Origin of the sequence: Phaeodactylibacter xiamenensis, assembly GCF_000759025.1 — a bacterium.
Lineage (GTDB): Bacteria > Bacteroidota > Bacteroidia > Chitinophagales > Saprospiraceae > Phaeodactylibacter > Phaeodactylibacter xiamenensis.
The window spans coordinates 151,632-172,343 of the sequence record NZ_JPOS01000010.1; the positions used below are offsets into that span (position 1 = coordinate 151,632).

The following is a 20,712-nucleotide window of genomic DNA, read 5'->3' on the forward strand; positions in this document are numbered from 1 at the left end:
CGGCAAAACGCCCTCCAAATTACGCAGATTCATGTCTTGCGCAAAATCGGCTGCCCATGGCTTGGACTTTGCCGAAAGGCTCGCCTATCTTTGCGCCACATTTTACTGCTATGCAACTGAAACGGATACAAGAATACTTTGGCCAATACCAGGGCTACCTGAAGTCCCGCCCGGCCCAAACCGAGCGCCTGCCGATCTGGGAGTCCCAGCGGATTTTTCAGGACAACTGGGATATGGATACAGAAGACTGGCCCGGGATGTACGACCGAAGCCTCCAAAACTCCACCACCAAACGCCTGTGGAAGCGGGAAGCTTACGAGCCCAAGCGCATGATGCTGGAGCTGATGCGTATGCAGCCCGATTTTACCCGGCATATGTTCATTGACCTCTTCAATGAGGAGAAGAGCCTGGAGGGGCGCGCCAGCCGCTTTGTATACTACTGCGATATGCTGCTGCAGGAATACAAGGACAACAACCCGCGCTCCATTGACAACAACCACTACCACGACGATAACTACCAGATGGTGTCGCTCTATCTGGCTTTTCGGTACCCCGACCGGTATGCTTACTATGAGGCGGATGCTTTCCGGAGCATGCTGGAAAAACTGGGCAGCACCCAACTGCCTGAAACCAATGACCTGGAGCGCTATGCTAAAGTCACGCAAACCCTCTACAAAATGATGGCAAAGGAGGAGGGCTTACTCGGCCTGCACCAAAAAAGGTTGCAAGCCGGGCTATACTATACGGATGAAAGCCGCCTCGTCGTCTGGGATTTTTGCAAATTTGTGGCTGGATAACCCGACTGCTTGCCTACTGAAAACTGCAACTATGCTACGATATTTATGCCTTGCCTTACTGTCTCTTTGCTCCACCCTGAGCCAGGCTCAGCTGCACCACCCTGTCCTTCCCAATCTGGAAGGCGGCGCCCTGATACAAGCCCTGCAAGACCAGTACCGCCCCAATGGCCTGCTGGATTACGGCAATGCCCGTGACACCATGTACCGGAATGTAGATGCCCGGAATGACACCCTCTACTGCGTTTATACCGGCTACTCCGTTTATTTGCCGCCCGGGGAAGACCCGACAACAGCAGCTTTTGAGAATGGCACCGGCATTAATACAGAGCATACCTATCCGCGGGCAAAGGGCGCAGAAGCGCCTACTCCGGAAGCCGATATGCACCACTTGTTCCCCACCCGTGCAGCGGTAAATGCGGCACGGGGCAATTTCCCTTTTGCCGATATCCCACCAAACCAGGTCAATAGCTGGTACTATCTCGATCAGCAACAGAGCAATACACCGGGCAATAATATCGCGCTATACAGCCGCGTAGGCGATCAGGTCTTTGAGCCCCGCGACGACCATAAGGGCGATGTGGCCCGGGCGATGTTCTACTTTTATACGGTCTACCAGCAGGAAGCCAATGCAGCCGACCCGGATTTCTTTGAACAGCAGCGGGTCACTTTGTGCCAATGGCATTATTCTGACCCTGTGAGCGAAAAGGAGTGGAATAGGACCCACGCCATTGCCCCTTATCAGGAGGGCAAAGCGAATCCTTTTGTATTAGACTGCACCGTTGCGGACCGTTGCTACTGCGAGGGCGTTATTCCGCCCTGTACGCCTCCGGTGAGTACTGATGCAGCACCTTCCATTACGCTCGATGCCCGCCTCTATCCTCAGCCTGCACATGGGCAGGCCCAACTACAGATCACCTTACCTGAAGCAGGCAGGCTTTCCGTCAGGCTGTTCGGAGTACAGGGTCAGGAATTGCGCTCCCTTCCTGCTACCGTCTGTTCGGCCGGCACTCACGACATTAATCTTGAGCTACCGGCCATGCCCGGTCTGTATTTTTGCCGTTTGGAATGGGAAGCAGGAAGCAGGAAAGCTGTAAAAACGCTTAAAGTCATCACTTTCTAAGTAATTGTACGTCACAGACCGGCCCTAATAGCAATTCACGGGGACCAGGCAGGCATTTGATCAACTTTTCTGCCTCGTTAAATTGGTGCAGAGGTAAAACCTCCCTCCTGACTGCTCAAAAAAGTTATCCGTTCTTTTTTACATTTTTTGTTACCTTTAAGTATTGTTGAGGAATGATTGAGATTAATGCAAGTATATTTTGCCTTATCCTATATGAAACTCTCCTCTAAGAACTATCTATCTACTATCTGGTCTCAAAGCCGACCAACCTATTTCCCGATACCGACCATTATTGACGTCCTACTATCAGACATAATCCCTGTGAAGCACCATGTTGTTTAGTTGAGAACACCTTATTTTCACTTTTTATTGGTGCTAATTATCCAGCTGCTGCATTTTAAAAATCACAAACTTCTGTTCAACTCCTGCTGCCAGGCCTGAGCTTCAGATTGCAGAAATGCAGCCTGCCGGTGCAAGTGGACTAAGCCGGAGGATAGCAGCTGTTCCCCTCGAACTTTGCACACCAGACAAATAGGCACAATCACATTTTTTCACATCGGTTTTTGTGGAAAATGTAATCTTATTGCATCTACCTTGTACAATACCTATGCACACCCATTTGACTATGAACAATTTTTCCAGGTTTCTGCGAATAGGGGGGCTATTGAGTGTGATACTACTATGCCTGCCTTTCGAATCAACAGCTAAAACCCCTCGGGTGGTCTTACCAGGGATCAGCTACGAGGAAGCAGTGGCACAAATCGAAGCGTTTAACCTCGATAGTGCCCTTGTTTTGCTGGACCAGGTTATCCTTGAGCTCGAAGCCTCCGGTGAGCTGCAATCTGATTTTGGCACGCAGGTTCGCCTGAAAAGAGCGGAAGCACTGGAGAAGGCAGATCAGGATGAAGCTGCCATACAACAACTCCTGGCTGTAGACCTTGACAGCAGAACCCGGAAGCAATGGGCAGCTTATACCGACGCCCAGTTGTCTTTAGCTCGCCTGCATGAAAAGCACGAGCGCCCGGAGCATTGCTATAAGGCCCTACAGCATGCTCAGATAGCCATAAAAGACCATCAGTTGGATAGCCTTTACCCTCGCTTTGCAATCCGGATGTCTTCCTACCACCGGATTTTCGGGCAGCCTGAAACCGCCCTGTTTTATGCGAAGGAAGTCATTCGTACCGCGCCACAGTTCGGGCAGACCGAATTTCTGGGCAATGGCCATATGCTGACTGCCATGCTTCTGAAGGAACAGTTCTTCGAAATTTCAGCCCAGCGCTACCTGAAAGCAGCCGGGATTTTTGAAAGCCTTGGCAACCACATTGGCTACTCTGCCATGCTCTGCAACCTGGCGGCACTATACAAAGACCATCAACAATTGGAGCTGGCGCTGAAATACAGCGATGACTACCGAAAAGCAAAGGATGAAATGTCCCAAAAGGGGATTACCGACTTCTGGATGCTTTCCAGCTATTACGAAATCCGATCAGAGATCATGAGTGCCATGCAGCGCTATGATTCCGCGCATTACTACCTCCAACTCGCCTTCGAAAGCCGTTTGAAACTCATCGAGGAAGAAAACCGGGCACAGGTAGTAGCCATTGAGGCGGAGTTCCACGATCAGCAAAAGGCGGAGAAGATCAGGGATCAGGCAGAAATGCTGAGAAATGAATCTGTAAAGCGCCGGTTGGGTATTGGTATTGCCCTGCTTTCGCTGATCTTTACCGGTATCCTTTTGTTTTTCTACCTCAAACTCCGCGACGCCAATAAAAAGATGCGGCAGCAGGCCGTACTTATCAGCCAGAAAAACCTGGACCTGGGCAGGAACCTCGAAAAACAAATTATGCTGCAGGGGGAAATCCACCACCGGGTAAAGAACAACCTGCAAGTCATCATTAGCCTGTTAGACCTCCAAAGAGAAGAAATCCAGGACCCTAAAACGCTTGACCGGCTGGAGTCCATGTCCAACCGCATTTACAGTATGGCTGCTGTGCATGAGATGTTGTACAGCAAAGAGGGGGCGGAAACCATTAGTTTTCCAGCCTATACCCAACAGCTCTGCGAGCATTTTAGCCAGATCGCTCCTGAAGACCAAACCCCGGTTTTCAATCTGGACATGGACGCGCCCCCTCTTAATCTTGAAACGCTGATGCCGTTGGGCATTATTATGAACGAACTGATGACCAACAGCCTGAAATATGGCACTATCCCTAATCATCAGTTAGAAATCCATATTTATTTGCAACCCTGTGCGGATGGGTTTTGTCTGGAATACCGGGACAACGGTCCGGGCTTCCCGATCGGTACTATGGGAGAGCGGGATGGCGGCCTGGGGTCCTATCTGTTAAAAAGTATGGTCCGCCAACTCAACGGGCAGCTGACCACACACAACGACAATGGTGCCGTTCATAAGATATTCTTTAAAGAAAAGAACCAACGAGAACTAAGCCATGAGTTTATATCGGATACTAATAGTCGAGGATGAAGTCCTGATTGCGGATACTATAGAGCGCCACTTGTTAAAAGAAGGGTATACTGTAACCGGAAAGGCCATTTCCTACGAGGAAGCTATTGAAGCCTTTCAGAAGCAGGAACCAGACTTAGTACTACTGGACATCCGGCTCAATGGCAGCAAGACCGGAATTGCAGTTGCCCGGTGGCTAATAGAGCAGCGAAAGGCTGTCCCTTTTATTTACCTGACCTCTCAGCTTGACCGGCAAAGCCTGGACGCGGCAAAAGCGACCTACCCATCGGGATACCTCTCCAAGCCGGTGCAGGCCCAAAGCCTGATAACGACTATTGAAATTGCCCTCCACAATCATAGTGCGCAGGAAAAGCAGAAAACCACCATTCGGCTCTACAACGGCAAGCAGTATTTTCAGGTCCCCGTAGACGATATTCTTTATCTCCGGGCCGACCATATTTATATCAAAATTGCTTTGGAAGGCGAAGACGAAGTGGTGCAACGGGCCACCCTTAAAGAGATGATCGACCAACTGCCGGAGGGGCAGTTCGTACAGACACACCGCAGTTATGCTGTGAATATTCAACAGGTTACAAGTTGGGATATGGAAAATTTATTTTTCCATGATGCTGCCGTCCCTGTCAGCCGGGGGCGCCGCCGGGAGGTATTTGCCCTCCTTGAAAATCGTAACCAGGAGTCCTGATATTTACATTTCGCAATTTCAATCGGGAGTGGGCACTGAACTGTGTCTGCGTCAAAAGCAGATACAAGAGTATGTCAAAACAAACTAAAAAAGAGCGGTCGGTGATTTCGCGTCCTACCGCCAAACGGTAACTAAGGCCCCAAGGCAAGGGGTTGACAGGAGAAAAAGGTCTTTTAAAGCCTTTGATTGCTAGTGGTCTGTCAAGTGTTAATTTATGGGTTGAGTGGGAGCGAATTTTGAGGCTAATCAAGGCGGATGTTCCCGCGCATAGCAGCGCTACGTAAGGGGTTATCCAACGAAGAGTAGCCTCAAAAGTCGCCGCAGGCAACCCCTAGTTTTAGCCTTGACAGACCACTAGCTTCATAGAAGGAGCTCTGCCTGCCGCCTCAACAGCTGTCAGGATTGGCGAAGGCAGGAAAATCACAATACCAAAGCACCACCCCCCTTTAACATTGCAGCCAAAACTTACCAAGACCCAATTTTACCACCCCACATTGCTACCATTCAGAACACGAGAGCTACCATTCAGAACATTTTAGGCTTTTTTTTACCTGCATAAGTCCGCACCAAATTATCTTTCAAATGGAAGTTGTCTAAAAATGATTTGTATGGAGTTTAGTTTTTCTCAACAAAATGATTGAAAAGGCTAGGAAATGAGCACTCATCCAATTTCTAGCAGATGTCTCGTACCGGACTAAAAGAGATTTGAAGCCATCAATCCAAGCGTTGGTCCGCTCAACAGCAAACCTTTCCTTATACAACTCAGGGTCTACAAGGTATTCATAATCAGTGTTTTTTGCATTCCTTTTGTTGATATCTATGTTGGCAAGGATTTCCAGCCCATCACAGTACTCTCTAAAGCTCCTGCTGTCAAAACCAGCATCTGCATTCATTACCAAACCTCTTGGGTCGATATCGGCCTGCTCTAAAATTTCGCAGATATTTTTGAATGCCTTGTTAATTTCATAGAGGTCATGATGATTACCTGATACGGGTTTTGACATCGCTAACGGGATTCCGTTGGAGTCAGTCAAAAACAGCATGTTTGTTGTTTTTGCAGATTTCCGGCTTTGATACCCCACTGCCTCACCACCCATTCTAGCTCGGGTCTGGCTACCGTCTAAAGCTACGGTGGACATATCCAAGGCAGCTTTATTTGCTTTCAATAATGCCGTCCATAAGCGATGCCAAGAACCATCTTTAGCCCATTTATTGTAATGATAAAACACTGTTTTATAGGATTTTATGGCAAATCCAAAAAACTGGCGCAGGGGTAACTCTCGCCATTGTGTACCTGTTTTTAGGCGGTATATTATTGCTTTGACCATTTTCCAAAGCTTAACTTTTGGCTTGCGCCCTAGATTTGTTGTGCTCAAATAGGGCATCAAATTGTGTGTGATGAATTTCTTGGTTAATTTTACGTACATAGTTGCGAAAGGAGTTTGGAAAAGTTTAGAGATTTCCAAATATCTCCTTTTGCAACTTTTTGTGCAAACCATCTCGATTTCACCACGATTCTTTTTTAGACAACTTCGATGTACAAAGCGAAACTAAGCCTGAGCTGCTTAACGGTATTCCTGCCGAATTCCAATCCGGATTAGACGCTGTGCTGCAAGGTACAGATGGCAACACCTATTTTTTCAAGGGCGACCGCTGTTACAACCGCCTGCTTGAAAAAGCCTATCCATTGGCTGACGAATGGGGAAGACCAGAGATTAATGTACAATTAGACGAAGGCATTGATGCCATTCTTGTCGGTAAAGATCAAAAACTATATGTATTCTCAGGTGGTCAATACCAGACTTATAAGCTTCCGTTAGAAGATAAAGGCCCTGAGCTTTCTGACAAGCTTTATGCAGAAAGCTACCCACATTCTATTGCCGAAGATTTTGGACTGGAAAGCGTAGTACTAGCCTACGCGGATGGGGAATACACGCACTTCTTTGGCAAACCCGATGAAAATGGTGTACAGCTACACCTGGTAATCACAGGCGAGGAATATGACATTGAGTCCAGTAGGGCATACTACGAATCAGATATCTCATGGTGGAATATACCGGAGGAGTACATATCTGAAGGGTTCGATACCATTGAGGCCGTTTTGTTTGAGGAGGACAATATGTACCTTATCAACAACAATGAATTTATACAATACAATAAGGCGGAAGACTACTGGAGCTTCCCTAAACCTCTTCAGCGGATTTATCCGGAGCTGCCGGAACCCAATGAAGATTTCGGCACTGTACGAACAGCCTTCACTGCCAATAATCAAAGGACTTACTTCTTTTCCAAGCATACTTTCTTGTCAATCAACAAGGAGGGGCAAAAAGAGGGAGCGCCCTTGAAAATTAAGGAATACTGGGGCAAGATCAAGAACAACCTGCAAGAGCGGAAGGGGCTGGAGGCAGCTTTTGTCTTTGACAACAACACCTATCTGTTCTCCGGGGATCAGTATGTCCGCTACTCTGGCTTTGATTATGAGTTTATCGATCCGGACTACCCGAAGCCCATTTTGGGCAACCTTCGTATGGAGCCAGGCTTTAAACTGTTGCCGGAACTGTTTGAAGAAGTGCTTGAAGAAATGTTTGTAGATGGAGCAGGTCAGTTTGACGAAGTCATTTCTAACGGGCGGAACCTCTATATATTCATTGGCGACGACTTGCACGTATTTGCGAATGACAAAACTGCAGAACTAGACCTCAGCCAACTCACAAAAGCCAAAAACCACCTATTGTCCGGAAAAAAAGTGGATGCGGCAATTCATAGTGGTGATAAGGAAATGATCTTATTTAGCGGTGATCAGTTTTACTTCTATACTGATGAAAAAGGCGAGCTGACACTAAAAGAAGGGTACCCTAAGGATATATATCCTAACCTTGAGCAAGACTATGGATTCGCTATACCTAATTCGTTCAGAGACGGAATAGATGCAGGTTGCAGCCTGAATGATTATTCGGTTTGCTTTTTCAAAGGGAAAGACTTCTGGTTCTCAGAAACGGGCTCTTCCACTCCGATACCAATCAAGGATAATTGGGGGAAAATCCACAATAACTTCCAGGAAGCCCCTACAGGCGTGGATGCTGTGATGCACGGATTGGATGGCTTTATCTACGCATTTAAAGGCGACCAATTCGTCCGGTATAGCGACTTCAACAACGAATATGTAGATACAGGATACCCCAAGCCACTTGAGGGGCACTGGGGAGGGATGGCATATCATATGCCGCCTGAGCAAATAAAAGTAGATAGTGCTTTTAGCTTTGAGCAGAAGTCTTATCTATGCTTTAATGGCTCCGGTATGGTGCAGTACGTCAGGTTTAGCGACCCGACATACCAACGCATGGATGACCTTTACCCAAGAGGGGCCTGGTACCACTGGAGAAGCCGGGCAGATTATTACTTAATCGACATTAAGACCATTGCTGACTTCAAAGCACTCTCGGATAAGTTTGCGGACAAGTCTTATACCCTCACCGACTTTGTCAATGCAGTGACCGGGCTCAAAGAACAGCCCTATGCCGCCCTTGCGGAGACCTTCGGTGAAGACCTAGACAAAGTGCAATGGTTAAAGCGCAATAATGCCTTCCTCACCGTACAGGGCCGCTACGAGACGCGATTCAATATGGAAGCGGTGCTGAAGATGTACGAAATCTTTAGGCTGTGTGCCAAAGTCGGGCACAGCCCCGAAGCGCTCTACGAGTCTTTATGGCTGAAGCTCTTCGATACCATGAACGACCTGGATAAATTTAACGATGTCTTACCATTTGTAAGTCCGGAAGTTATTGAGACAACTGCCCATTTCCAGCGATTCCCGCTTTGGCATCTAAGGCCCTGAAGCTGAATGATTTGAAGCTAAAGCCATGAGCAGGTGTTTAAATGAGTTGAGCCCCAGAAAACGGAAAACAGCCCTGAATTCATCCCAAAGACGGGTTTTAGTTTTTACCGCAGACAATACCTTTTTGAAAACCTTGCTGGCCAATTGCTGGATTTGGTCAATGAGGAAAACGAGCATCATCAAAGTCGCTAGCAAATTTGATAGATGTTTTTTCCCATGCCCATAGTTGTGCTCAAAATTGTAGCCCTGATTTTTCAGCGTGTTGAACGTTTCGTTTTCGATTTTCCACCGGCCGCGGCCGCATCGGGCAAGAAGCACTACATTTCTTTTGTTAATTTTAATATTTGTAACCCAAGTAAAAGTAGCGGTTTTGCCTTTTTTGCCCGTGACTTTTAAAATTAAAAAATTCGTGCGCACATCTGCCGCGCTGTTATTCAGTGGCAAATTATCACACCAGGAAAGATGCCATTCTTCATCGCCCACTTTTTGGTAATGGTGCTGATAAGCATGCTTATTTCCAGGGTGGCCATAGTGGGCGAAAAGCATTTCATGGCTATCAGGCTTGACGCTCAAAATATAGCTGTGCCCCGCTTGTGTGATTTCCCTGATCATCGGGCCATTTGCAAACAGGGCATCCCCCCCATGCAAGAACTTCCAGTTTGGGTGGCGTTCCCACAAGCGGCCCCACAGCCGATTGGCCGCTACCAGTTCATGGTCGTTCTTCTTTTGCCCGTCTTGCTTGTTTATCGGCTCGCAGTCCAATGGCAGGACTTCCCCAGCACCCGGCTTTACAATCACAGCACCCAACATAGCATGGGAGTAGCGGACTGCCTTGTCCTTGCCGCGGCTTCTCTTTTGCTGGCAGTACTCGCAGCTTACCTGGCTAGACGAAAAAAACTCTACCCCGTCCATCGGGGCCAGGAGGTGCCCGCCCAAGAGCTCGTACTGCTTTAGTTTGCCGCTCTTCTCAACTTCGCCCAATACCTGCCCGAATAAAGGCTGAAGCTGAGAAGGGGGGATTTCATCCAGCGTTTGGCGCATACTGGTGTCTGATGGCACCTTGTTTATGCCAAACAGCTGCCGAAGGTTAACCTCTTCCTTCTTTGTCCGCCCTTTGTCAAAGGCCAATAAGGAAGGGTACTTCAACTGGAACATCGCCATGGCGCTCAGAAAATAATCGGGCAATTTGATGGACGCATTCGGCGCACGCGGGTCAGGCACTCCACTGTAAAACGCTCTGCATAAGCCATATAGGCTGTCATAGCTGGTGCCGCTTGGCTTTTTCATTCTCTTTTTTCCTCAAAGGTACACCTTATTCTTTATCAGTGGGTTGTGTGCCAAAGCGGGAATCGCTGTCATTGTCAGGGCTTATCGTCCACATCTTCGGCCGTATCGCAGCAGCTCTAATTTTGATAACTCAGCTAAATTGACATTTAGCTCTTGATTTGCATTATCTATTTGTTCTTACCGGAGGAGATGCTGGATTAATCAAGGGCGATTGCAAACAATGAACACGATTTCTGTTTCTCGTCTCTCCAGAAATAGCATCCCGCTTGACAAAATAAAGTACCTTTGAGAATCCAAAAAAATCAAAACTCAAGCATGGTCGCCATTCGCTCTTTTCCTCAGTTGTGGACAGATAGGCTTCAGCCATTTACAATGCTCTTTTTTCTTTTTTTGAACTTACAAACGGCTTCTGCGCAATGGGCTTACATTCCCAATTTTTCAGATAATAATGTATCCGTTATTGATCTGGATAGCCTCAGGGTTATCGCGAAAATACCCGTTGGCAAAGCGCCCTTTGGAGTGTGGTGCGTTCCAGAAAAGAGAAAGGTATATGTCGCAAATGCTTTCTCTGATAACATCAGCGTGATTGATGCCTTAACCAACACCGTAGAGGCCACTATTCAGGCAGGTGACGGTCCCGCTATTCCCTGCTACCAAAATGAAAAAATCTACGTTGCGAATACCAATGACCACACTGTATCCATTATTCATGCCATAACGGGCGAGACCGAGCATGTAATCTCCGTAGGAAAAAGACCTGCCAGTATTCACCTCACGCCAGATGGAAGAAAGTGTTACGTTGCAAATACGGTTTCCGATGATGTGAGTGTCATTAACCTGTCTACAAAGCGCGTTGAAAGAACAATACCTGTAGGCGATGAACCCAACTTCATCACCGCAAACCCCAAGACGAACCACTTATACGTGGCTAATTTAACTTCGAATGATGTCAGCATCATCAACACAATCAATAATACAGTAGAAGCCACGATCCCTGTGCATTTAGGACCTATAGTAATTAGTGTTTCCCCTGATGGGCAGAATATCTATGTGAGTAATTGTTTTGCGGACACTGTCAACGTGATCAACGCCCACACCTACAAGATGGTGGCCACCATCAAAGTAGGAGAAAACCCTACTGGAATCTGTATCACCCCTGATGGAACAAAAATTGGTGTGGCTAATCAATGGGATGGAAACTTCATGGTCATTGATGCTCAAACCTACGCTATTATTGCAACAATTCCACTGGGAGGAAGACCTACGGCAGCAGGTTCTTTTTTCATGCCTAAATAACGGACTACCATCGCCGCCCCACCAACACTCCAAAACCTAATGGATACAGCCGATGCGTACAGCCCATTGAACTTGGGGATACCGGAACCGGCGTTTGCGCATGCATTGTCAATCCAACTGTCCAGCGCTCAGACAGGGGCTTCAGTAACGTGGCATCTACTCGTCCCAACCAACTGCCGGGCACTTCACCCGCCGGGGCAAGGGTTTGCAGTACACCTTCCTGATTCAAATAGTTGCCATCCACGTTCAGCCACTGGGAATAGCCGCCACTTGCCTCTAGAGCGAAGGTAAGCGCTTTCAAGTCCCAGGTTTTGCCCAACCCAACCCCAACTTCTACCCGTTCGTACTGATGGTACAACTCGTAAAATGTCGTTTCTGAAGTGCGTACCTCCTGATTGAGGGCATTCAGGGATTTAGTGGAAATGGTGTGCCGGGTACTTAACCGGCTGTGGTGAGCCGTGTACTGTGCGGCACCAAAGGCATAAAACCCGTTGCCCAATACGTGCTGATATTGCCCCCTCAGGTAAAAACCGGGCAGGGCACGCTCCTCTCCTGCCCAACCGCAATCCGAACGGTTAATATGCAGCTGGGCCGCCAGTCCTCCGGAAAGAACAAAGGTGTTTTTCTGGGGTTTAGCCTGTTCTATCTCAGCAAAATGGGGTGGAAAGGCTGGAGAAGAGCTGCCCTGTATAAGTGGGACAGGAGGCGTGGGCAACAACTTGAGGTTTTTTTGTTTTTTCGGTTGAACTGCCAGACTAGTTGCTGTACTTGATCCGGATGTGGCTGGAGCGCTTTTTGATTCGGTTGTCCTGATTGGTGAAGGCGTCCTTTGTAATCCCTTTCTTTCCTTATCCCCCGGCTTAGGTTGAATAGCTACAACCTCAACGCTGCGATCGGCCTTAGGCTTTTCGATGGCTTTGGCTTTTTCGGGTACTAATTTTTGGACTCTTTTTGATTGTAAATCCTGTAGTGCGGTAGCTCCCATGGCAGAGGACTTTTCCTGAGGTAAAATTCCCTCTTCCGAATTTTCAACCTGAGCAGCCGGCGGTCGTTGCCCCTGCTCCTGCTCCGGATTCCCAATGTAAAACCCGGATAAGACAGGGGGCGTGCTGTCCTTGCCCAGGCCTAGCCATACAAGCAGTAGCAGACTGCCCGCTCCGAGCCACCACCAGAGCATTCTCCGGCGCTTCCGGGGCCGTTCGATGCGCTGCCAGAGGCCTTCCCGATCGAAATCCGATGTGCCTTGCTGATCCAGTCTGTTTTGTAAATTATTCATGCCTATACTGTTTTAAACGCCCTCATTGCACCGGATCGCCCGGCGCAGTTCCTTCTTGGCCCTCGATAAATACACCCGGCAGGAATTGACGTTAATGCCGAGCAGGATTGCTATTTCGTCATGCGTATACCCTTCAATTTCGTAGAGGTTGAAAATGGCCCGCTGCTCCCGGGGCAATCCTTCGATCAACCTCAGTATCTCCTCCACACTCAACTGTTCGAAAGGCAGAGGCGGCACAGCGATTTCCATCTCTTCTTCCCATTGGGTTTCCCACTTGCCTTCCTGTTTGAGCACATCCATAGTGGTGTTGATGCAAATGCGGCGCAGCCAGGTTTTCAGGCTTGCCTTCCCGGCATCGTACCGGCCGATGGCAGCAAAGGCTTTCGTGAAGGTGATTTGCAAAATATCCTCTACCTGCTCCCGGCGGAAGCAGTAGCGGTAAGCCGTGTGATACAGCACCTCCACATACCCATCATAAAGCAGGCGCTGCGCCCGCTGATCATTGCGGGCGCAGGCATCTGCCAAAGATTGGTCGGTCGGGTATGTATGTTGATGGCTCAAATGAGGAGGTTATACTGCGTTTCAAAGCCCGTCCAGCTTGCCCGCCTGAGCCGTCCAGGTCCAGTTGAAGACCGATACATCTGCTTGTGGACTGCCACCAGCACTGCACCCGGCAGGGATTGGCGCTTCAGGGTCAAACAGGGTGCTGAAATCACCAGGAGCAATATCGAAAGTCACATTCTCAAAGGTTGTTTCCGGATTGACTTCCGCGTTGGTAACGGTTTGCCAGGTTTCGAATGGGCCTACGTAGTGGATGTTTTTCAGGGCGCATTGGGTATTTAGGTCAAGATCAACCAAAAAGCGGTCAGCCGTCCGGTTCTCATCATTCATGACAATCGTCCCATTCTGAAGGGTGTGGATTGCCATCAGCGAGCCTTCCGGCCCATCGAGTTCCAGAGCGCTGCTCCCGGGAGTGATTAAAGCAAAATTATTCAGCGTACCAGCCCACGCCTGATCAGTGTCAAAAGCATCATCATCGGCATTCCAGACGACCAGGTTTTCGACATGCACAGTCCCTCCGAATACTTCGATGCCATCATCCTGAAAGCCTACAACCTCAATATCTTTAATGACCGTTCCATTACCCACCCCGCCGAGGGACAGTGCATTAATCTCATTGCCCAAGCCAATATCTGCACCACCGTGACGAATGGATACGTAACGGAGTACTCCAGAGTTATCAAGCGGATCATTACCTCCATAAAGGTGGGCAAGGTCACTAGCTACGAGCCCTTCTACGACTGCCTCATCCGTGTCATTATCCATAACATCAGAAGCCGAGATCGGTGCCCGGCCGAGAATTAAAACCCCGCCCCAGAGCGCTGCATCATCAGGGTTAAGATTCGGGCTGGCATAATTCCCAGCCGCAATATCATCTGGCGTGATTTCGTCAACCACCGACGTAAAGACAATTGGCAACTCCGGCGTGCCTTCCGCCAATATACCAGCACCGCGGGCAACAATCAGGCTTGTGGAATTGACCCCGGTTCCCACATCACCTTTAATCACAACGCCCGGCTCAATGGTAAGGGTAGCTCCTTCGCGTACGACGATTTTTTCCCGCAGGAGATAGGTATTCCCCGTTGACCAAGTCGTGTTTTCAGTAATATCTGAAGCGATATCAATACCCGTTCCCCCTGCAAAGTCTTCGCACAGCGGTATTTGATCCAGGTTGTAAAAGCTTTCTGTTGCTGTTATTTCTACCGTTACGGGTGTACTTTGTAAGCCGCTTTGATAATTAGATAATTGTACCTCCATTGTGCCTTCACCGGATCCAAACACCTGGAAAACGCCGTCTCCATTCGTCACAGCATAATCGGTTTCCCCATTGATTTCGTAAGTGGCGAGGGCATTGGATAAAGGCGTGCCATCACAGCTCACTGCGGTACCGGTCAAACTGTAGTATCCATCAATTTCCACTACAATATCACCAAGGTCAGTATCCACTGTAAGGGGATCTGAACTGGCAACCACCACCGGCTCGTCATTCCAAATTAAATTGACAACAAAAGGCAGGTCTTCTGGTGCCTGCACACAAAAGGCCCCATCAGCATCTGTCCAACCAAATACATAGGCCACAGATTGGTCAGGAGAGGCTACCAGATAGGGGTAACCGGATATTGCTGTGCCAGCCGGATCTACCAATCGCATACAAACCGTAATCGGGTCAAAAAACACATCAATATTCCACCACGAAAAGTGCGCCACCTCCGCCTCCACGAAACCGTCCTGCAGTGTAGCCACGCCTTCCTCTATCCACTTCCCGCTTGCTTCATCCATACTCCAGAGGGGGATCTCCTGCGGCACAGTGCTGTAATTGGCAGGCAGGGGAAACCGTAGCGTTGCCGTAGCCCCATCCGGGATGTGGAGCGCATTACCGGAAGCGTCGGACAGCTCTACGGCGTACATACCGTAGGACTCCAGGGTGTAGATGTTGCCGTCTGCCCCTATGGCCGACATGTTGCCGGGGGCGGCTTCCAAAAAACCTTGTTCCGCTGGGTTGTAGTAATGGCTTTGGACCCTTACCGCACCGGTGTAGGCACTGCCATCATCGTAGGTGAGTTGGGCAGGCAGGGTAAGCTCGCCCCCATCATCCAGGGTACCCGTCGCACCGGTCTGAATGGTGGTCTCCGCATCAAAGGGATAGAGCTGTAGCTTTAGGCTGGTTTGACTGCCCTCAAGTCCGGACAGCAGCTTAACCATTTTCATTTTCCCAGGGCTTCCCACCGTCACCGGTAGCCCGCCGGATGGTATGGTCAGGTTTTCCAAAAACACCAGCCCCCGGCTGTCTGAAGTCCAGGTCTGTCCGGTAAGGTTGTGAAGGAGCGTCGCGCCAGGCAAAGCCGCCCCGGTTTCGTCTGTAACCTGAACTAAAAAGGTGACCTCATCAGCCCCTTCAACGATGGTGGTTTCCGTTTCTGTGCGGATCTGATCCTCTTTGGTACACTGCCAGAATGCCAGGGCAAGGAAGAGCCCCAGCAGCAGTTTATAACTTTGCATTGGTTTCGATTTTAGCATTTGGAGCCTGTTGGGACTTTAGTAATCGGGCTGCGAACTACACTTTTTCGCTTATACTTCGTTCCGGAAATCCTCATCCGTACGGACTCCGGTTTCCGTGCCCCCGACGATAAATGTCGGGATCAAAGACTCGTCTAATCGAAAAATTGTTAGCTCTCGCCTAGAAGACCAAAATCCCAACAGGCTCGGGAAATGTAGCCAACGATCATTGTCTACTCCCCTATACTGCTAAAGCCCCGGAAGTGATACAAAGCTATGCAAAATTACTCCTCATCCTCCACCCGCAACGACAGTACCCCCGCCAAAATCATACTCGCCCCACCCACAATCAGGGCATAAATCGCCAGCCCGTCGAAGAAGTAGCCTACGATAAAGCCGAGGATGGTCGCCGCCACAATCTGCGGAATGACAATGAAGAAATTGAAAACCCCCATGTAGTAGCCCATCTTGTCGGCAGGCAGGGCACCAGCCAGCATAGCGTAGGGCATCGACAAAATGCTCGCCCAGGCAATACCAATACCGATCATCGGCAGCAGGAGCAGGTCCGGATTGCTCAAAAAGTAAATGGAAATGAGACTGAGCCCGCCAATCACCAGGCAGACCATATGCGTGAAGCGCCGGCTGGTGCGTTTAGCAAGCCAGGGCAGCCCAATAGCCACTACCGCAGCGATACCGTTGTAGACCGCAAACAGCAAACTCACCCAGTCTGCCCCTTCGTTGTAAGCAACGGAGGTGGCATCGGTAGCACCGTAAATATGGCGGGTCACTGCCGAAGTGGTGTAAATCCACATGGAGAACAGGGCAAACCAGGAGAAAAACTGCACCACAGCCAATTGTTTCATAGCGGTGGGCATACGCAGCAGGTCACTCATGATGGTCACGAAGCCGTTCTGATAATTGCCCTTGCGCATCATCCCTCCGGCAGCCAGCCAGAGCAGCCCCACGGCAACCAGCATGGCCGCCAGGACGTAAAGTTCCTTATTCAACTCCGCCTGTACCAAACCGATAACCGAAACGATCCCCAGGCCTGCCGCAATGCCGCCCGCCCGGTTCATCATACCGCCCCGCTGCTGCAGTTCGCCCGACGAAAGCGCTTCGATAGGCACTTCGTCTTCCCCGGTATCGTCAAACTGCTGCAACTGCTCCGGCGGGTATTCATGGGAGCGGAAGACCGTCCACAGCACGGCGAGCAGGAAGACCATGGCGCCCAGGTAGAAGGACCACTTTACGGAATCGGCAATTTCACCCTCAGCGGCAATATTGCTCACTCCAAACCAGTTGGTCAGCATCCAGGGCAGCATAGAGGCAATGACCGCACCGGTACCAATAAAGAAACTCTGCATCGCGAAACCGGTGGTGCGCTGCTCCGAAGGCAGGTTGTCCCCCACAAACGCCCGGAAAGGCTCCATGCTGATGTTGATGGAAGCATCCATGATCCACAGCATACCGGCTGCCGCCCACAGGGTTGGCGAATTGGGCATAAAGCATAACGCAATGGAGGCCAGAATAGCACCAACGAGGAAGTAAGGCCGGCGGCGCCCCAAAGTCGGATGCCAGGTGCGGTCGCTGAAGTACCCTACAATAGGCTGTACCAATAGTCCGGTAAGCGGTGCCGCAATCCAGAGGATGGGAATCTGCTCTACATCAGCGCCGAGCGTTTCGAAAATACGGCTGGTGTTCGCATTCTGAAGCGCAAATCCGAATTGGATGCCCAGGAAGCCGAAGCTCATGTTCCAGATTTGCCAGAAGGTTAGGCGGGGTTTGGAAAGGCCCTTAGCTGCCGGTGTGGTCGTTGATGCCATATGTTTTTTGTTCGTTGGTTGCTGTTTTAAGCCTTGGGCAGGGATTCCAGTATGCCTTTCAGCCCTTTGCGTACTCGTTTCAACCGCTTGATCATCGCTGCTTTTTCTTCCTCCCACTTCAGGTGGCGGCGGATCTCCTGCCGGGCGCCATCAATGGTGAAGCCTCGTTCCTTAACCAGCTCATAGATCAGCTGCAACTGCTCCAGGTTTTGGGGTGTAAAACGGCGCTCGCCTTTGCTGTTCTTGTGCGGCTTCAGAAAATCAAACTCCCCTTCCCAGAACCGGATCAACGACTTCGTCACTTCAAACAGCTCCGCCACTTCACCGATAGTGTAGTAGCGTTTCAGGTTGTCCGGATCATCAAAAATGGGCAGCTTTTTCATGAAAGTTGTTTAACAAAGTCACCGTTTCAAGGTAAGAAAAAAGCTTTACTTGCTCAGTTTTTCCCGCAGCAACTGATTCGTCAATTTGGGATCGGCCTTGCCACGGGAAGCTTTCATCACCTCTCCCATAAAGAAGCCAATCAGTGCCTTTTTGCCTTTTTGATAGCGGGCTGCCTCGTCCGGATTGCCGACGATCACCTGATCGATAATGCCTTCCAGGGTGTTGGCGTCAGAGTTTTGGAGGAGGTTGAGGGATTGGGCCAGCTCAAGGGGCGCAACTCCAGGAGCTTCCAGCATCGTCGGGAACAATTGCTGATAGGCGGCCGTATTGGATACTTTGCCTTCTTCAATCAATGCCAGCAGTCGGGCCAGTTGATCAACGCCGAGTGGGAAAGCCGACAGCTCAACACCGGCTTCATTGCAGTAGGGCAATACTTTATTGATCATTAGATTGGCAGCAGCCTTGTACAAATCAGTGTGCTGTGCCAGTTCCAGGAAAAAGAGGGCAGGCTGTTGTTCCTCCGTAAGCAGGTTGACATCGTAAGCCGGAAGCCCGTATGTCTCAGACAGGCGTTCCCGCAGCTGCCAGGGCAAAGCAGGCAGCTCCTGATGATAGCGCCTCAGGTCATCGGCATCCACCACGATAGGTGGCAGGTCAGGCTCCGGGAAGTAGCGATAGTCGTGCGCATTTTCCTTGTCCCGCAGGGGGGAGGTCCGCCCCGTATCCGGATCGAAATTCAGGGTTTCCTGCCGCACTTCGCCTCCGCTTTCGATCAGGTCAATCTGCCGCTTCACTTCGTATTGGATGGCACGGCGGGCGTAGCGCATGGAGTTGAGGTTCTTAATCTCACAGCGCTCACCAAATACCTGCTGCCCCTTCGGGCGCACCGAGACATTCACATCACAGCGCAGAGAGCCCTGCTCCATATTTCCATCCGATACCCCCAGATAGCGCACCAGTTGCCGCATAGCCGTCATGTAGGCATCCACTTCTTCTGCGGAACGAAGATCAGGCTCCGAGACGATTTCCAGCAAAGGCACACCGGCCCGGTTGAGGTCAATCTGAGAATAGGGCCCATCGGTCTCGTGTATGGACTTACCGGCATCTTCCTCCATGTGGATGTGGTGGATACGGATGGCCTTCTCTCCGGCTTCCGTCGTAATCTTCAATTGCCCACCTATACAAATGGGCTTGCGGTCCTGAGTGATCTGATAGCCTTTCGGCAAATCGGCATAAAAGTAGTTCTTGCGGTCAAAGGCATTGACCATATTGATCTTGGAGCCCAGCGCCAGCCCCAGCTTGATGGCGTATTCCACCTGCTTTTTATTCAGACGGGGCAGGGTGCCGGGGTGACCCAGGGAAATCGGGCTGATGTGCGTATTCGCAGGCGCCCCAAAGGCGGTGGCGTCTCCGCAGAAAGCTTTGCTTGCGGTATCCAGTTGTACGTGGACTTCCAGACCGATGACGGTCTCGTACTGATCGTAAGGCATATCTAGACGGATTCTTTGCCTGTAAATGTACGACGGTAAGCTCAGAACGTCAAAGTCGTCAGCACTGCTGTAAGGATTAGGAAGAAAGTAAATAACGTCAGGTAAGCGAAATTGATGATACAAAACTTGATAAAGGTCTTGATCCTGCCCTGCCGGTAAAACCGCCGCATAGCCTTGTACAGGTATAGCATGATACCCAGCATCCCCAGTGGAATAGCCACTTCACCGGAGTTAAAATAGCCCGGGAACCAATAGGCCAGCATCAACAGCACAGATACTAACAAGAAGGCAAAAGCATGGTAGTGAAAACTAAAGACCAGGTGCTCCACATAGTAGTGCCCCCGCCGGATGTAGAGCAGCTTCAGGATCAGGGCAAGCGCAGGCATCATCAGCGCCACCATCCAGATCAGCTTACCCAGTGCAAAACGGGTAAAATCGCCCCCTTCCCGGTTGAGCTTGGCAATTTGCCGAACCTGCAATTGATGCCAAAACCCTTCCACACCATAAGCGCCCGGCAGGCTATCCAGCGGCATTTCTATCAAATGCTGTTTGGAAACGGGCAGGCTCACAGATTCGAAAGTGCCGAATTCATTACTATTGGTAAAATATACCAAATTAAAGCTGTCTTTTCGGGGGTCTTCCAGCTTAGCCTCCAGGGTATCTAAAGCCTCCTTTAGCTGCGGCACTTGAGCGTATTGAGCTTCCAGGTTTGCCCGTACAGTATCCAGGTCGGTGCGGAAATCACTGTAAAAGGCCTCATACCGCGTCTCATTGGCCATATCGTCCATCTGATCTTCCAGCTGCCCAAACGCCAGGTAACCCAGCACCGCAAAGTGGATCACCGCCATTACAAAAAATAACCGGGTGGGCGGCACATAACGTTTCTGCTGCCCCCGGAAGTAGGCTTCGGTAAGCTTGCCAGGGATAAAAAGCGCCCCCAGGGTCTTGAAGATTTTAGAATCGATATTTAGTATGGATTCAAAGAAATCACCGATCAATTGCCAAAAGGTTACCTTCCCATCGGTGTATTTCTGACTGCAATGACTACAGTACTCCCCATGCTCCGGTAGCGGGTAGTAACAGTTAGGGCAGTATCGTTTAGACATGGCAAGGTGGTTATACACTTAACGGCCCCGGCTACGTAACGTGCCGGATTTGTTTTATTTTATTGAATCTAAGC

At 49.8% G+C, this 20,712-nt stretch carries 15 protein-coding genes; 6 read left to right on the forward strand and 9 right to left on the reverse strand.

The window, feature by feature from the left end:
* Positions 1–56: 56 nt before the first annotated feature.
* The 4 genes from IX84_RS03045 to IX84_RS30615 all read left to right on the forward strand — a co-directional run bounded on the left by IX84_RS03045 (position 57) and on the right by IX84_RS30615 (position 5,084).
* Entirely contained in the window at positions 57–797 is a 741-nt protein-coding gene (locus IX84_RS03045) for a hypothetical protein (protein ID WP_044216452.1), read from the forward strand.
* Between the two features lie 31 nt (positions 798–828).
* Positions 829–1,917 carry an endonuclease gene (locus tag IX84_RS30610; protein WP_052515721.1) on the forward strand — a complete coding sequence of 363 codons (1,089 nt, stop codon included), beginning with the start codon at positions 829–831 and terminating at the stop codon, positions 1,915–1,917.
* 718 nt (positions 1,918–2,635) lie between these two features.
* Positions 2,636–4,402: a sensor histidine kinase gene (locus IX84_RS03055; protein ID WP_044216453.1), complete on the forward strand. Its 1,767-nt coding sequence runs from the start codon at positions 2,636–2,638 to the stop codon at positions 4,400–4,402.
* Positions 4,368–5,084, forward strand: a complete 717-nt coding sequence (locus IX84_RS30615; protein ID WP_052515722.1) for a LytR/AlgR family response regulator transcription factor — start codon at positions 4,368–4,370, stop codon at positions 5,082–5,084. The genes IX84_RS03055 and IX84_RS30615 overlap by 35 nt, the downstream gene beginning before the upstream one ends.
* A gap of 593 nt (positions 5,085–5,677) precedes the next feature.
* On the opposite strand, the gene IX84_RS03065 is transcribed toward IX84_RS30615, so the two are convergent.
* Positions 5,678–6,550: an IS5 family transposase gene (locus IX84_RS03065; protein ID WP_238578221.1), complete on the reverse strand. Its 873-nt coding sequence runs from the start codon at positions 6,548–6,550 to the stop codon at positions 5,678–5,680.
* A 20-nt stretch (positions 6,551–6,570) separates the two neighbouring features.
* Here IX84_RS03065 and IX84_RS03070 point away from each other — a divergent pair, with 20 nt between their 5' ends.
* A complete protein-coding gene (locus IX84_RS03070; protein ID WP_044216454.1) occupies positions 6,571–8,919 on the forward strand; it encodes a hemopexin repeat-containing protein in 2,349 nt (782 codons plus the stop codon).
* Here IX84_RS03070 and IX84_RS03075 read toward each other — a convergent pair.
* Complete coding sequence (locus IX84_RS03075; protein WP_152604899.1) at positions 8,908–9,900, reverse strand: transposase; 993 nt, start codon at positions 9,898–9,900, stop codon at positions 8,908–8,910. The two genes, IX84_RS03070 and IX84_RS03075, sit on opposite strands and share 12 nt — an antisense overlap.
* A 591-nt stretch (positions 9,901–10,491) precedes the next feature.
* On the opposite strand from IX84_RS03075, the gene IX84_RS03080 reads away from it, so the two are divergent.
* Entirely contained in the window at positions 10,492–11,502 is a 1,011-nt protein-coding gene (locus tag IX84_RS03080) for a YVTN family beta-propeller repeat protein (protein WP_152604900.1), read from the forward strand.
* A 4-nt stretch (positions 11,503–11,506) separates the two neighbouring features.
* Here IX84_RS03080 and IX84_RS03085 read toward each other — a convergent pair whose 3' ends face one another.
* From IX84_RS03085 to IX84_RS03115, 7 genes are all read right to left on the reverse strand, one after another.
* Positions 11,507–12,778 (reverse strand): hypothetical protein, encoded by a 1,272-nt coding sequence (locus tag IX84_RS03085; RefSeq protein ID WP_044216455.1) that lies wholly within the window; start codon positions 12,776–12,778, stop codon positions 11,507–11,509.
* 12 nt (positions 12,779–12,790) lie between these two features.
* A complete protein-coding gene (locus tag IX84_RS03090) occupies positions 12,791–13,339 on the reverse strand; it encodes an RNA polymerase sigma factor (protein ID WP_081968585.1) in 549 nt (182 codons plus the stop codon).
* Positions 13,340–13,360: 21 nt separating this feature from the next.
* A complete protein-coding gene (locus IX84_RS30620; RefSeq protein WP_052515726.1) occupies positions 13,361–15,838 on the reverse strand; it encodes a hypothetical protein in 2,478 nt (825 codons plus the stop codon).
* A gap of 281 nt (positions 15,839–16,119) precedes the next feature.
* A complete protein-coding gene (locus tag IX84_RS03100; protein WP_044216456.1) occupies positions 16,120–17,658 on the reverse strand; it encodes an MFS transporter in 1,539 nt (512 codons plus the stop codon).
* 26 nt (positions 17,659–17,684) lie between these two features.
* Positions 17,685–18,041, reverse strand: coding sequence for a MerR family transcriptional regulator (locus IX84_RS03105; protein ID WP_044216457.1), 357 nt, complete (start codon positions 18,039–18,041; stop codon positions 17,685–17,687).
* A gap of 45 nt (positions 18,042–18,086) precedes the next feature.
* Positions 18,087–19,532, reverse strand: coding sequence for an Asp-tRNA(Asn)/Glu-tRNA(Gln) amidotransferase subunit GatB (gene gatB, locus IX84_RS03110; RefSeq protein ID WP_044216458.1), 1,446 nt, complete (start codon positions 19,530–19,532; stop codon positions 18,087–18,089).
* 41 nt (positions 19,533–19,573) lie between these two features.
* Positions 19,574–20,638, reverse strand: coding sequence for a DUF3667 domain-containing protein (locus IX84_RS03115; protein WP_081968586.1), 1,065 nt, complete (start codon positions 20,636–20,638; stop codon positions 19,574–19,576).
* Positions 20,639–20,712: the final 74 nt, after the last annotated feature.